General features: G+C 46.5%; 13 protein-coding genes. 8 read left to right on the forward strand and 5 right to left on the reverse strand.

Features of this window, described 5'->3' with window-relative positions:
* Position 1: 1 nt before the first annotated feature.
* From D3795_RS08475 to D3795_RS08485, 3 genes are read left to right on the forward strand one after another with little or no spacing between them, the layout of a single operon-like run.
* Positions 2–3,001 carry a protein kinase domain-containing protein gene (locus D3795_RS08475; protein ID WP_156267887.1) on the forward strand — a complete coding sequence of 1,000 codons (3,000 nt, stop codon included), beginning with the start codon at positions 2–4 and terminating at the stop codon, positions 2,999–3,001.
* Positions 2,955–3,704 (forward strand): sensor histidine kinase, encoded by a 750-nt coding sequence (locus D3795_RS08480; protein WP_156267889.1) that lies wholly within the window; start codon positions 2,955–2,957, stop codon positions 3,702–3,704. The genes D3795_RS08475 and D3795_RS08480 overlap by 47 nt, the downstream gene beginning before the upstream one ends.
* Positions 3,701–4,327, forward strand: coding sequence for a response regulator (locus D3795_RS08485; protein ID WP_156267891.1), 627 nt, complete (start codon positions 3,701–3,703; stop codon positions 4,325–4,327). The genes D3795_RS08480 and D3795_RS08485 overlap by 4 nt, the downstream gene beginning before the upstream one ends.
* Here the strand turns inward: D3795_RS08485 and D3795_RS08490 are convergent.
* The 3 genes from D3795_RS08490 to D3795_RS08500 form a co-directional block, all read right to left on the reverse strand.
* Entirely contained in the window at positions 4,324–5,559 is a 1,236-nt protein-coding gene (locus D3795_RS08490) for a Zn-dependent hydrolase (RefSeq protein ID WP_156267893.1), read from the reverse strand. The two genes, D3795_RS08485 and D3795_RS08490, sit on opposite strands and share 4 nt — an antisense overlap.
* Positions 5,560–5,827: 268 nt before the next feature.
* Positions 5,828–6,355 carry a carboxymuconolactone decarboxylase family protein gene (locus D3795_RS08495; RefSeq protein ID WP_156267895.1) on the reverse strand — a complete coding sequence of 176 codons (528 nt, stop codon included), beginning with the start codon at positions 6,353–6,355 and terminating at the stop codon, positions 5,828–5,830.
* Between the two features lie 79 nt (positions 6,356–6,434).
* A complete protein-coding gene (locus D3795_RS08500) occupies positions 6,435–6,986 on the reverse strand; it encodes a peroxiredoxin (protein ID WP_156267897.1) in 552 nt (183 codons plus the stop codon).
* A 187-nt stretch (positions 6,987–7,173) separates the two neighbouring features.
* On the opposite strand from D3795_RS08500, the gene D3795_RS08505 reads away from it, so the two are divergent.
* A complete protein-coding gene (locus tag D3795_RS08505; protein ID WP_156267899.1) occupies positions 7,174–8,088 on the forward strand; it encodes a hydrogen peroxide-inducible genes activator in 915 nt (304 codons plus the stop codon).
* 30 nt (positions 8,089–8,118) lie between these two features.
* Here D3795_RS08505 and D3795_RS11495 read toward each other — a convergent pair whose 3' ends face one another.
* The gene (locus D3795_RS11495) at positions 8,119–8,544 is read right to left on the reverse strand and encodes a hypothetical protein (RefSeq protein ID WP_216648948.1); all 426 of its coding nucleotides are present in this window, start codon (positions 8,542–8,544) and stop codon (positions 8,119–8,121) included.
* Between the two features lie 134 nt (positions 8,545–8,678).
* On the opposite strand from D3795_RS11495, the gene D3795_RS08515 reads away from it, so the two are divergent.
* Together D3795_RS08515 and D3795_RS08520 are read left to right on the forward strand one after the other, a co-directional pair.
* Complete coding sequence (locus D3795_RS08515; protein ID WP_156267901.1) at positions 8,679–9,815, forward strand: PQQ-dependent sugar dehydrogenase; 1,137 nt, start codon at positions 8,679–8,681, stop codon at positions 9,813–9,815.
* Positions 9,816–9,817: 2 nt separating this feature from the next.
* Positions 9,818–11,806, forward strand: a complete 1,989-nt coding sequence (locus D3795_RS08520; protein ID WP_156267903.1) for a TonB-dependent receptor family protein — start codon at positions 9,818–9,820, stop codon at positions 11,804–11,806.
* A gap of 66 nt (positions 11,807–11,872) precedes the next feature.
* Here the strand turns inward: D3795_RS08520 and D3795_RS08525 are convergent, their stop codons facing one another.
* On the reverse strand, positions 11,873–12,553 hold the full coding sequence (locus D3795_RS08525; RefSeq protein WP_156267905.1) for a type 1 glutamine amidotransferase domain-containing protein: 681 nt from the start codon (positions 12,551–12,553) through the stop codon (positions 11,873–11,875).
* Positions 12,554–12,633: 80 nt separating this feature from the next.
* Here D3795_RS08525 and D3795_RS08530 point away from each other — a divergent pair, with 80 nt between their 5' ends.
* Positions 12,634–13,128 carry a PH domain-containing protein gene (locus tag D3795_RS08530; RefSeq protein WP_156267906.1) on the forward strand — a complete coding sequence of 165 codons (495 nt, stop codon included), beginning with the start codon at positions 12,634–12,636 and terminating at the stop codon, positions 13,126–13,128.
* Positions 13,121–14,602 (forward strand): PH domain-containing protein, encoded by a 1,482-nt coding sequence (locus D3795_RS08535; RefSeq protein ID WP_216648949.1) that lies wholly within the window; start codon positions 13,121–13,123, stop codon positions 14,600–14,602. The genes D3795_RS08530 and D3795_RS08535 overlap by 8 nt, the downstream gene beginning before the upstream one ends.
* Positions 14,603–14,605: the final 3 nt, after the last annotated feature.

Here is a 14,605-nt window from a genome sequence, read left to right on the forward strand (position 1 = left end):
AATGGCTGATCCCGACAAACACGATAACTTGTTATCGAATCACGCAACGACAAAATTAACAACGCAAACGCTGCTTGAACCTGGACAGCTTTTGGCGGAGCGGTTTCGTATTGTTCGTTTACTTGGTCACGGGGGTCAAGCTCGTGTATTTGAAGCCTACGACGAGGTTCTAGAAACGCCATGTGCTTTGAAGGTGCTCGCTCAGGAAGCCGATTCTAACGAGGTTGAGCACCTACGAAATGAGGTGCTTCTTGCACGCCAAATTCATCACGTCAACGTTGTTCGTATTCATGAATTTTACGCCACTGCGCAAGCGACATTTTTTACGATGTCGCTCGTAAATGGCGTGGTGTTAAGCCAAGCGTTAGACGACCGCCCCGCTGCTGTTGACATAATAAAATGGTTTAAACAACTAGTAAGCGCTTTGCAGAGCTGTCACGAGAGCGGTGTTATTCATGGCGATTTAAAACCCGATAATTTACTCATTGATACTGATGGCAATTTATCAATTATCGATTTTGGTATTGGTCGAACACTCGACAATAACACGACACAGTTTGGCTCCACTGGATTCGTTGCACCAGAACTCGCAAAGTCACAACAAGCAACAACCGCCAGTGATCGATATGCTCTAGGCAAAACCTTAGCCTTAATGCTTGAAGCGAGTGACGCAAGCAGCTGGAAAAACGCTTCCATAAAAAAACGTTCGTTACAAAAGCTCGCCGTCAGATTGCAAACTGACACTCCGAATCTTCGCCCCTCGCTAGCGCAATGCCGAGATGTTCTTCATTTCGAAACATCTCGATTAAAGCAATGGGCCGCACTGGTGGCGGTAGTTTTAGTTATACTTTCGTTTTTGGTTTATATGTTACCGCAAGAGCCTGCTGAGCGGGATTCGGAAACTTCGGTAACGACCATTGCGATAGCGATGATTAATGGTGAGCCGGCCTTGGCGGAGTTGACCCATTTACTGTTACAAGCTGAGCCGAATATTTATTCCATTGAACCCCAAAACGTCAATCAGCTCATCGAAAATTTAGGAATTCAACCGTTCGAATCTGCTTCCGAGCGCGCTAGGTTGGCACAATTAACTCAAGCACAATATTTATTAATATTAACGCCGCGTACTTTAGGTGGAAAATTGCAGTTACATACATTGTTAACCGCTCACCCCTCTGAACAGGTCATTTTTTCGAAGACTTTTGATACCGAGAATGTGGCTCCAGAGCAATTAGTCAGAGCTATTTCAGAGGCTTTTAACGATGTGTTACCGAACCAAAATGACGAGTCTCAACCATCTGATTTCATTCGCTATAAAGTCGTTCAAGATTTAGCAGCAGCTCGAGCAGAAAATGACATAACCAAGCTGACGTTAAAGTTACGTGATGTGATTGACTCGCCACAAATGCCCGCCGTGTTGAAACTACAAGCGCGAATTGAGCTGGCAATTATTAATCAACAATTCGAACCTGCTGCGTCATTACTTGATCAACTACTGAAACAGTTCCCACATCGCGCTGATGTGCTTGCGCAGCGGGCCACTGTGGCCGCTGAATTAAATGATCTTTCGGGCGCTCGTGAATACTATCGTCTCGCACTTTCTTATGATTCTAATCAACCAATGTGGTGGTTTGAGTTGGCTCGATTAAAAATAATTCAAGGCGAAACCGAGTCAGCAATAAATGAGGAATTGACCCAGAGTCTTATTCAATTTCGACAACGCGAAGACTTAAGTGGTCAAGGACTTATTTTAAACGCTTTCGGTGTTGCTTATCTTCGTTTAGCAAAATTTGACACCGCAGCGCAGTATTTTCAGCAAGCATTAGAATATCGAACCGAAGCACGGGAACCTCGGGAACGTATCACCACATTAAGTAACTTGGCGACGGTGTTAGCAATAACTGGGCAAATTGATAAAGCTGATGAAGCGCTGCGAGAAGCAACACGTCTTGCCGATGCAATTAATGATGACTTAGCAGTTGCCCATATCGAGAACGAACGCGGCTTGCTCTTCGAAGAACAAGGGGACTACTACAGCGCATTACGCCACTACAAACGTGCGCTCGACATTCGTTTACGTGAAGGCGACGACTATGTTCAAAGCCAGAGCATCAATAATGTTGCTTTTATCAATTTTTTGATTGGCGACTTCAGTCTAGCCGAAGTTTATTGGCGCCAAGCTCTGCAAATTGTAGAGAGTCTCGACGAGCAAGCCACATTACACAGTATTCAGCTTAATCTGGTGCAGTTGCTAATTGCTCAAGGTCAGTTTAACCAAGCCGAACAGCTATTAGCTGAATTGTTGCGCAGCAACGACAAGAGCGCTGAAGCCAACCTTTCCACACAACTTCAAATTAGCCGTTTAAATTTTTTACAGGGTCGTATGGCTGTAGCCGATGAAGCCGGCAAGCAAGCAGACCAAATTGCGCAGTCAATAAATGATCCTCGTGGTGCTATCGAAAGCCTGCTTTGGCGAGCTGAGATGGCTGTTTTACTACACCAAACTCAGTTGTTTGAACAACATGCTACGAGCCTTAAAGCTTTTCAAAACGAGTTCAATAGAGAGCAACGCTTAATTTTTGATTGGCTGCTTTTACTTGGGCAAAAAGAAAATTCACAGGCTGAACTCACAGCCTTTGCTGAGCGCGTGATTAATCAACAGCCTTCTCGGTTAGTTGAAATAAAGTTATTGAGCGAACTCGTTTTCAGAGGCAAATTCCCGGAATCAGCAACAGTATGGAAACGTCTCGAACAAATTAGTAACGAGCGGGTGTTTGCATCTTACTTGCCATACCTCGCCGCTCGCGGCTTTGACAACTCAAAACAGTTACTGCAAGCTGCATTACAGCAACATGCGAGTTTTTGGCGTAACTATGAGTTATATTCATACCTTAATGATGTCGCTTTTGACGAACAACAACGTGCTGCTTTTGAGCGGCTAATCGAAAATATGAATGAAGAACAGCAACAAGCCTATAGAGCATTCGCTAGAAGTCGATGAATTAGAGGGGTTACTGGCTCAAGTTCAAGAACAGCAGCGTTTGCTTCAACAGCAGCTCGACTATGAACATCACGCTATGCTTGGCCTAGCGAAACGATTGTGGGTGCAACAAGAGCAAGAGAGAGCCTATTTCGCTCGAGAGCTACATGATGATATTGGCCAGCAACTCATCGCTCTGAGGGCGCAAATAGATTCATTGCAAAACCCAAAGTTCAAACAAATACAAGATGGGTTACTACAAGTTATTGAAAGTACGAGAAGTCTTTCACGTATTATGCATCCAACGATTCTCTTTGATCTTGGTTTGGAGCGTGCTCTTGCCTGGCTCAATCGACAACTACTAGAGCCAGTTGGCGTGCAGTTGCAGAGTCGTTACGATGTATCGATTGAACTTCCAAATGCCGTCAGCTTGTTGCTCTTCAGAATTGCGCAAGAATCGTTCGTGAATATTGTGAAGCATGCTCGAGCGAATCAAGTTGAATTGGCAATCATAGAAACATCTCAAGGCATTGCGATAAAAATCAAAGATGATGGTATTGGGTTTGACGCAAAAACAGCTGTCCGTGGTATCGGTTTGCAAAGCCTAAAAGATAGAGCTTTAGCCTGTGGTGCAACCTTAGACATAAAATCAATACCGAAAAGCGGTTGCGAAATAAGTCTATTGTTGCCTTATCAACAACTCTCCGAGCTTGGCGACCTATGATTTCGCTCATTCTAGCTGACGATCACACGATGGTGCGACAAGCCATTGCAACGACCTTAAAAGCGACGGGATTATTTACAATCGAATATGAGTGTAGTGACGGTTTAGAGTTAGTTGAAGCTGCGCTAAAAACTCCCGTTGATATCGTTTTAATGGATATTTCTATGCCGAGAATGAATGGTTTTGCAGCACTTGAAAAGCTTCTTCATCATCGGCCACAAAGTAAGGTCATTATTCTAAGTATGCATAGCGAGCCTGAATATGTTGAAGCAGTAAAATTAGCAGGTGCTCGGGCTTACATTCAAAAAGATGCTCCTTCAGAGCAACTTATTCAAGTGATACAAGATGTTGCTGCTGGTAAGTTTTATTTTCCTCTTAAAACAAACCAATCATTGGCATCACTATCCTCACCTACCAATCCAATAGAGGGATTAACACGGCGCGAACGGGAAATTTTCTATTTAGTCGTTGCCGGGCGAAGCAACAAGCAAATTGCACAATTACTCTCATTGTCAGCAAAAACCATTGAAAACCACCGTACTAATATCTTCAAAAAACTGAAAGTTACTTCCACTGTAGAACTCATCCATTTTGCAGCCAAAAATGGATTACTTGAACCTTAAAATGATTCTTTCGCCATGGCCACAACCGTATCGAGAAGCACGTTTGTGCCGGCTTCAACATCATGCCAATGCGACCATTCATCAGGCGCGTGGCTCACACCATTGATTGACGGAATAAAAATTAGGCCGGCGTGCGTGATTTCACTAAGGAATTGCGTGTCGTGCCCAGCACCGCTTGGCATTCGCGTATAACTATAACCACGCTGCTTAACCTGCTTCTCAATTAAATCAGTGAGTGGTTCCGAGCATGGTTTTGGCGAGAGCCAACTCACTTGCTCGTATTCAAACATTAACCGGTGACGTCGAGCAATTGCTGAAAGAGTTTTACGGCAGGCATTAGCAAGCTCTTTCATAATGCCTTCATCCATATCACGCCCAACAATGGTGAAAATCGCTTCCCCTGGAACCGTGTGTGGGTGACCTGGCTTCAGCTCAACTTTACCCACCGTGATACGGGTTTTATCGGTGCCATTTTCGTCAATTATACGCTCAATTTCATGAGCAAAATCAGCAAGCCCCATAAATGCATCACTACGCATATCCATTGGTGCTGTTCCAGCATGATCAGCTTTCCCTTTGAGGTGAACAATCCATTTGAACACCCCTGAAATACCTTCAACCACACCAATTTGGAGTTCACGTTGAAACAGTACTGGCCCTTGCTCAATGTGCAGTTCAACAAAGCCTTTCAGTTGCTCCGGCCGCCACGCGGCATCAAGCGCTTGCATCGCATCGAGTCCCTGAGCTGCCATCGCATCTTTCAAATACACATTATCGGCATCATGCGCTGAGAGTAACCAGTCCGGATTCAAGCAACCAGAAATTGCTTGTGCACCCAGCATACCACCAAACCGACCTTCTTCCTCGGCGGTGGCCACACCCCAAATAGGCGTTTCTATATCCGGTTGCTGTTCATTAATGGTTTCGATGACTTCGAGTGCTGACATCACACCCAACGCACCATCGAAAATACCGCCAGCGGGAACCGTATCAATATGCGAACCCATCAAGATAACGGGCTTGTCGCGGTCGCCGCGACCAAAAAACACGTTACCGGCACCATCCATGTAGGTATCTAACCCAGCTTTTTTGGCTTTATCTTGCAGCCAGCGTCGGCTCTCCATGTCAGCATCAGTGAAGCCAATGCGGTACATGCCGCGGTCTTGTTCGTTGTAGCCTATTTTGGCAAGTTCAAGTAAGTTTGCTTTCAGTCGTTCTCCGTTGATAACCATAGAACCCCGTTATTCGTTATTCGTTATTCGTTATTCGTTATTCGTTATTCACTGATTAGAGTATAGAAGGTCACGAAAGTTTTGTTTAATTAGGGTTTGTCTTTCTCGAATAACCAATAACGAGTAACGAGTAACGAGTAACGTTTTTTGTTTGGAGCAAAAAAAAGCCCGGCGAATGCCGGGCGGAATGAGAACAACCAGATCTCAGGGAAGTTGAGCACACTATAATGCGCAAGTGTGACAAGTAAGTGACATCAAGCGATTAAAATTAAGCAATGCGTTTTGCAGTTGCCGCAGCATTTAATACCGCTGCCATTTTAATCGAGTTTTGAATCACTTGAGCTGAAATATCGTGCTTCAGCAATACACCAACGTGTGAGTCGATGCACATACCACAGCCGTTTAATGCTGATACTGCCAATGAATACAGTTCGAAATCAGCTTTATCAACGCCTGGGTTTGCCATGCCATTCATGCGCAAGCCAGCTGGCAATTTGCTGAACTGCTTGTCGGTGCACAAATGCAAGAAACGGTAGTAAACGTTGTTCATCGCCATTAGTGTTGCGGCTAATTTCGCTGCGCTATCAACGTTTGCTTCAATTTTACCTTCGGCTTCAGCTTTTACTGCGTCAATTAACTCGTTATCGCCAATTGAATACACCAGTGACAACGCTGTGCCGTAGAATTGGGTCGCGGTCATACCCGAAGTATCGACATTGCCGAAAATATTCGACAAGTTGAGTTTGGTATCTTTACCGTGGTCGCCCAAACCTTGTTTGTAATCTGCAATGCTCATATAAATCCTCCGCTTAAAAAAGGTGCCGCTTTCGCGGCACCTGAAGACATCACTTATTTGTGGGGGATGTGATGTCTGCTTACAGGGTGTCGCCGCCTACTGCACGGTTACATGGACACAATTCGTCCGTTTGCAAACCGTCAAGAATACGCAGTACTTCTGCTGGGTTACGACCTACGTTCAAGTTGTTTACTGACACGTGCTGAATAGTACCGTGTGGATCAACAACGAAGGTTGCACGCAATGCGACGTTTTCAACTTGGTCACGAACACCTAAACCATCAACCAAAGATTTCACGCCGTTGTCAGCGAATGACCATTGGTTCAAGCTCTTCAGATCTGGGTGTTCACGGCGCCATGCCAATTTGACGAATTCGTTGTCAGTGCTACCACCTAATACAACCGCATCACGGTCAGCGAATTCCTCGTTTAGTTTCGCAAACTCAACAATTTCAGTTGGGCATACGAAGGTGAAATCTTTTGGATAGAAGAAGATGATCTTCCATTTGCCTTCGAAGCTTTCGTTGTTAATTGTCTCAAATGCGCTTTCGCCGTTTTCTTCTGGCATGTTGAAACCAGGTTTTACGCCGACTACTTCAAATTCTGGTAATTTATCGCCTACGGTTAACATATTGCTTGTCTCCTTGTTCGACAGACTAATTGGGAAAATCAAAATTGTTGAGGCCTGTCGCCTCAGCTCGCAGACAATAATAGGGGCTCGATTAAATTTGTTAAAACGAATAAAACGGATTAACATAATCGAAAATACTAATTGAACAAAAATTTGTTTTATTTAAATAGCCACGGTGAGGCACGAGATGAGCAAACTACCTAGTTTAAAAAATCTGAGCTATTTACTGGCATTACACCAGCATCAGAATTTCAATCGCGCAGCGCAGGCGTGTAACGTCAGTCAATCAACTTTGAGTAGTGGTATTCAAAACCTTGAAGAGCAACTTGGATGTCAGTTGATTGAACGTGACCATAAATCATTTTTGTTCACCGGCATGGGTGAAGAGGTGGTGGAGCAAGCACGCCAAATTCTTACCTCAACCGAAGAGTTACTGTATTTCGCCCAAAGCCAAGGCAAAATCATGGAAGGCCCGTTACGCCTTGGTTGCATTCCAACCATTGCGCCGTTCTTGCTTGGTGATTTGACCAAGAAGCTAAAAGCCGATCATCCCAAGCTGCAATTAAGCATTCGCGAAGACACCACGGTCAATTTGCTACATTTGCTACGCAACGGTGAGCTTGATGTGTTAGTGCTGGCGCTACCTGTCGATTTGCAAGGTAATCAAAGTTATGTGCTCGGGCGTGATCCGTTCAAGTTAGTGATGCACTCAAGTTTGGCAGAAAAACTCGCTGAGCCGGTGCAATATAATCAGTTACCCGACAATTCCATTTTCTTGCTCGAAAAAGAGCATTGCTTAACCGGGCATGCGGTATCGGCTTGCGAACTAGCTGATTCAAGTAAGATTAATCCGTTTACCGCCACTAGTCTGCATAGCTTAGTACAAATGGCTGACGCTGGACTTGGCGCAACCTTTATTCCGCAAATGGCAATTGACCGTGGAATTTTGAATGGTACTGAATTGGTTGCGTTGCAGCCGAGTGGGCAACAAGCATCGCGAGAAATTGGGTTGATTTATCGACCGACGACGAACCGTCGTACAACTTTCCGTAAATTAGCTGAGTGTATAGCGCAGTTATTGCCAGAGCCGCTACTGAAATAGCGGCTCTGAATTATTCAAACGGGTTTTTAATTAAGGCGCGGTGCGAAGTTCACTCAAACGCGGGCCAATGCTGGCTTGGTTTGGTGCTTTCTCAGCGCTTACTTCCGCTTGAGTCAGATCAACTGGCTCGCCAACTTCGGCAGAAATCAGCGCCTGCAATTGATCTGGGGTCAGATTTTTACCGGTATGCACAACACGTACACCAGAATCATCACCCGTTGCCGCAGTGCCTGGTAAATATATCGTGCCATTTGAGAAGTCGACCGCAAAAGCAATTACACCAGGGACCAAAAAGAATAATAATCCAATACCGTTGAGTGCAGCGACGCCTGGATCGATTTTGCCACTCACCTGTCCTTTACGCTCAGGATACAAGATTGTACCGCAAGCACTAAGATGCAGAGTCGTTAAAATCAGAACCGCTGCTTTTAGTGTGTTACGCTTGAAATTTACCATTACAGCCTCCTTGGGTGGGCATGTTAATTTCCTGTAATAACTGAAGTGTAACGAAAAAAAAGCAATCCAAAATTCAATTTAATCTATATTTACACTAGTAAAGATTCGTAAATGATCAATAAAAGGAGCACCTTATGTTACGCAAATTACTGGCCGTGAGTGTCACTGCGGCGCTAGCCGTGACTGCTACAACCGCTGCTGCAGAGACGGTTTCAACAGAGCGTCACAAGGTTTCTGTGAACACCATTACGGACAAATTAAATAAACCATGGGGCATGGCATTTTTGCCATCAGGTGAGCTGTTAATAACCGAAAAATCAGGCACCTTACGTCGAGTGACACGCGATGGTGTAATAAGCGATGCGTTGAGCGGCGTTCCAGCGGTGGTTGATAAAAGCCAAGGCGGATTACTTGATGTAGCTGTCGACCCGAACTTTGCTGACAATCAGTTTGTTTACATCAGCTACTCAGAGGCGGATCCTGCTGGTGGCGAAGGGAATAGCACTGCGGTGATGCGTGCGAAATTATCAGACAATGGCTTAATCGACGGTGAAGTCATTTTCCGTGGCGCGCCGAAGTATAAAAGCGGCGCACACTTTGGTTCGCGCTTAGTGTTCGCCCCTGATGGTCACCTATTTATTACTCTAGGCGATCGCTATTCAGCCATGGATGATGCGCAAACTCTGGATAACCATCACGGTAAAGTTGTTCGTATAAAGCCAGATGGTAGCGTTCCAGCCGATAATCCGTTTGTTGGCCAAGACAACGCGCTTCCTGAAATTTGGTCGTACGGTCACCGTAATGTGCAAGGCGCTGCCATTCATCCAACAACGGGCAAATTGTGGACCGTTGAGCACGGACCAAAAGGTGGTGATGAAATTAACATTCCTGATGCCGGAAAGAATCACGGTTGGCCAATTGCAACCTATGGCGTCGATTACGATGGTAGCATCATCAGTAATAAAACCCACGTTGAAGGCACCGTACAACCGCATTACTACTGGGTTCCTTCCATTGCGACATCCAACATGATCTTCTACACCGGAGATAAATTTCCTGCATGGCAAGGCGATTTACTGGTCGCCGCATTGAAAGGTTCACAAGTTGCCCGTCTTGATCTTGAAGGTGATCGCGTGATGCATGAAGAAACCTTGTTTGAAGAAGCGGTGAAACAACGTATTCGCGATATTGAACAAGGTCCAGATGGTTATATTTATCTGATTACCGACGATCGCGCTGGTCAACTCATTCAAATCAAACCTGCGGAATAACTATGTTTGTAAGCAGTCACTTACTGATTTTATCAACGCTGGCTTCGGCCAGCGTTGCTGTTGATGAAGTCATTGTGGTGAACCAAAGTCGTCCACGGACGGCGCTTGAAACACCTGCATCGGTGAGCAATCGTGACGTTGACGATCAACCTTCAGGCCTGCGCATTGATGCTGCTGAATTACTGAAAGGTTTAGCGGCTGTGCAAGCAGACTCACGGGCGAATTATGCGCAAGATACACGGATTACATTGCGTGGTTTTGGTGCTCGTTCAGCTTTTGGTGTGCGCGGCGTTATTTTGCAACTTGATGGTATACCTCTGACCATGCCGGATGGACAAGCGCAAACGTCGAGTATTCTGTTAGATGAACCGCGTAACGTACAGATCATTCGTGGACCACTGGCAACCATTTACGGCAATAGTGCCGGTGGTATGATTCAATGGTTTAGTGAGCGCCCTGATAGTTCTGGGCTGCGTTTCGATGCCATGTTTGGTGCCAACTCAACCGAGCGCCAACTAGTACAGGGCGAATGGGTGACCGATGGCAACGCAGTGCGACTAACCGGTACTCGTTTACGTACCGATGGGCCGCGTGACCATAACCGTGCAGAGCGTGATCAACTCGCATTGCGTTGGTATCACGATGTAACCGATTCAATTGAAATGATTGTGCGCTTAGATGATAACTATGCGCCTTTCTTACAAGATCCAGGTTCGCTGACGCCAGAAGATTGGCAGGTTGACCCAACCCAGACCTTCGCCGGTGCCACTCGTTTTAACACTCGCAAAAATATTCACCACCAACAAGCATCTGTTTCATTGCGTAGCACCGATGGATGGCATGTGAGTACATGGAAGGGCTGGCGCGAAATAGAGCAGTACTTGCCGTTCCCTGGCACAGATATTCGTGGCTCTGGGGCTGTGATTGACTTGCGTCGTAGCTTTATTGGTATGGATGCCAGCTATGATTACGATTGGTCGCTGGTTACGCCACTCACGACAACCTTTGGCATTCATCACGCAGAACAAGATGATCGTCGCTTTGGTTACACCAATAACTTTGGTGAACGTGGTGATTTACGTCGTAACGAACTCGGTGAAGTCACACAACAAGCCGCGTATACCTTGTGGGATTGGCAGCCAAGCGAACAGCTAACGCTGCTTGGCGGGCTACGCTACAGTGAGGTTGAATTCGCCGTGGATGATTATTTTATCGTGCCTGAAAATCCCGACGATAGCGGCGAGCAACGTCAACATGCTTGGAGCTGGAGTCTTGGTGCCAATTATGCGTTAACGGATGCGTGGTCGGTGTTTGCTGCTCGTGGTAATGGCTTTGAAACGGCCACGCTCACTGAAATGGCCTACAGCAACACAGAAACCGGCCTAAATACCAACCTCGGTGCTGCGTATAACCAACAGTGGGAAGTTGGCGTGAAATGGCAAGCGTCGACCGTGCAAGCTCAGCTGACCGCATTTGTGATTGATACCACCGACGAAATTGTTGTCGACCAGAGTCTTGATGGCCGCACGACCTACACCAATGCTGGTTTAACCAAGCGTGACGGAGTGGAGTTCGAGGTGAATTGGCTAGCGCATGAACAGTGGCAGTGGCGCGGCGCGGCAACTTTACTCAGCGCTGAATATGCCAACGGTGCACGTTTACCTGGCGTCGCTGAACAGCAGTTTTTCAGTCAGCTCGACTGGAATTACCGTCCGCAACAGCGCCTCAGTTTAATCACTGAATATCGCGGTGACATTACCGCCACCGACGCCAATGATGTGATTGCGCCGAGCCATACGCTCTGGCATTTAAACTGGCGCGGCTCCTACGCCATGGGTGACTGGCAAGTGAGCCCGTGGCTAAATTTGCACAACCTGACCGATGAGATTTACGTTGGCTCCGTGGTGGTGAATCAGGGCAATGGCCGCGCCTTTGAACCTGGTGTTGGCCGCGAGCTGCAAGTAGGCGTGCAACTTAATCGTCGCTGGTAAGCCATCGCTCGATATCTTATAGCAATAAAAAAGCCACCTTCTGGTGGCTTTTTTAATAGCGGTTATTTAACTCTTAAGTTTTTTCAGTAGCTGCTCGGCAACTGCCTCTGAACTCGCCGGGTTCTGGCCCGTGATCAGATTGCCATCCACCACAGCGTAGGGCTTCCAATCATCAACTTTTTCATAAAGGCCGCCCAACTCTTTTAACTTATCTTCCAGCAAGAATGGCACTACGTCGGTTAGCCCAACCGCAGCCTCTTCGCTATTGGTAAAACCACTTACTTTACGGCCTTTTACGAGCGGCTCACCCGCCGGCGTTTTGGCGTTCACTAGTACGGCAGGCGCATGGCAAACTGCAGCGACTGGCTTTTCTTGTTCCCAAAATTGTTGAATGAGACCAATGGATAAGGGGTCTTGGCTTAAATCCCATAGCGGACCATGACCTCCTGGATAGAAAATCGCATCGAATTCATCCGCTGTCACATCACTTAATTTGAGCGTGTTGGCAAGTTGCGTCATTGCTGCTTCGTCTTCAAACAAACGTACCGTTGCATTCGTCTGTGCATCAGCTTGTTCACTATTCGGATCAATTGGCGGCTGTCCACCTTTCGGGCTGGCTAACACGACTTCAGCGCCAGCATCTTTAAAGGCGTAGTAGGGCGCGGCAAATTCTTCCGCCCAAAAACCCGTTTTATGGTCACTGTCACCGAGCTGCTCGTGCGAAGTTAAAACCATTAAAATTTTCATGAGCTTGCTCCTATTTTATTGCTTCGTGTTAGAGTTACATGGATGCTACAACATACTTTTTCAAGTAAGGAACAGATCACATGGCAATCGCGTGGAAGCCTGTTGAACCCAGTTATAAAACTTATCTTCAACTCATCGTACTTATCGACATGCTCATACTCGCAGCTATCGGTATCGGTATTTATGTGTTTGTCCCCACCACCAGTTGGTTACCAAACCCGCTCTGGTTCGGTATTCCATGGGTTGCTTTGACGCTGTTTTTTGGATTGTTTTGGTCCGCGCGCCGATTCCAATTTACCGCCTATGCTCGCACTGCTGAAGCGATGTATTTACGCCGTGGTGCACTTTGGCGATTAACGCGTGCCGTTCCTTTGAACCGCATACAACATGTTGAAGTTCGGCAAGGCTTCATTGAGCGCACGCTCGGTCTAGCCCATTTGACACTTTATACAGCAGGGAGCGGCGGTGCCGATTTAAGTATTCCTGGCTTAAAACTCAATGATGCTGAGCAGATGAAAGCATCTCTGGTGAATACAATTGCTGACGAACCGACAGAAGATGATGACCATGCCTGAGCTAACTTGGCAACGCACGCCACTTCTTACCATCGGCTTCTTTATTGCAAAAGAAGTACGTCATTTGATTCGTAATATCACGAATTTATTGCCGGTACTCGCCGTGATATTTGTCAGCAACAGTGCGTGGTTATCTTATGCGGTTGGAGGTGGTTACCTCGCCTTCATTATTATTAGTGCCATTCTTAATCACCACTTCTTTTTGTACGCGCTTGCTGATGATGCGGTGCATCTGCGTACAGGCGTATTCGGAAAGAAAAGCCTGACCTTAAAATATGAGCGCATTCAACAAGCAGAGATCGACCAAAGTTGGTATTTCCGACCATTCGGTTTAGTTATTTTACGCGTGGATAGTGCCGGTTCGGCTGGAAAAGAAGTCGAGATTCCAGGCTTATCCATCGACGCCGCTCAGCAGCTTCGGCAACGTATGCTGTCACACGCACACAGCAACCATCGCGAACCAGAGGCAGGAGAAATTGAACTGAAAAGTGAAGCGTCTCCAGAGACTGAGGTTGTCTTCTCGTTAAAAGAAATCATCCGCGCTGGCATTATGGACAATAAGATCTTCGTGCTGCTGGCTGTACTCATCTATCCGCTCTCGCAAACCGATGTTTTAGAGGAAACTGTGGTGCCTTGGCTAGAGGCCAATATCGCGTTTCTTGAAGAAAGTTTATGGTTAAACGTCGCACTCATTGTAGCCGCGCCGATAGTACTCTTTGTGCTAGCTATCGGGGTCACATTAGTACGTTATTACAATCTGCACTTCAGTATCCTCAACAAGCGCTATCAAGCAAAAGCTGGTTTATTTACCATTCGCACCGTCAGTTTTCGCTATCAAAAGCTACAGCGAGTTCAACTTCGACAAAACCTACGAGGGCGTTTACTCAAGCGCTTTAGTCTGCGAGTGAGTCAACTACAACCCTCCGCTCACGCCCAGCAGCAAACAGGTAACGCATCGTTCATTTTACCGGTACTGACCCAATCATTGGTCAGCAATCTCTGTCAATGGTTGCAACTGCCGCGCCATACCAATCTGAATTGGCAGCGGATTCCTTTTATCGCGTTGCTGAGTCCGTCATTTTGGATTGCGCTTGTTGCCCCTAGCGCTTTGGCGGCTGCTTACTTTAATGACGTGCCACTGACATGGAGTTTGCTCGGTGCCGTTTCGCTTTGGCTGATGTTGCAAAGTTACGCTATTGCTCGCTGGCGCAACTACGGTTTTACCTTCGATAACGGCTGGTTGGCGATAAAGCGCGGCGTGTTTGGGCGTAAAGAAAATTGGTATCCATTGTACAAAGTACAGCAAATTGATGTTTACCAATCGCCCTGGCTACGATTATTAGGTTATGCCGATATTCTTGTGCATACCGCCGCCGGTGCTGAAGTGATTAAGTATCAGCCGGCGCAGCTAGCCAAACAACTGCAACAGGATTGGACGGGACAAATCGGACGAAATCACCAGCGCTGGTTGTAAGGT

Source organism: Pseudidiomarina andamanensis, assembly GCF_009734345.1.
Taxonomy (GTDB): Bacteria; Pseudomonadota; Gammaproteobacteria; order Enterobacterales; family Alteromonadaceae; genus Pseudidiomarina; species Pseudidiomarina andamanensis.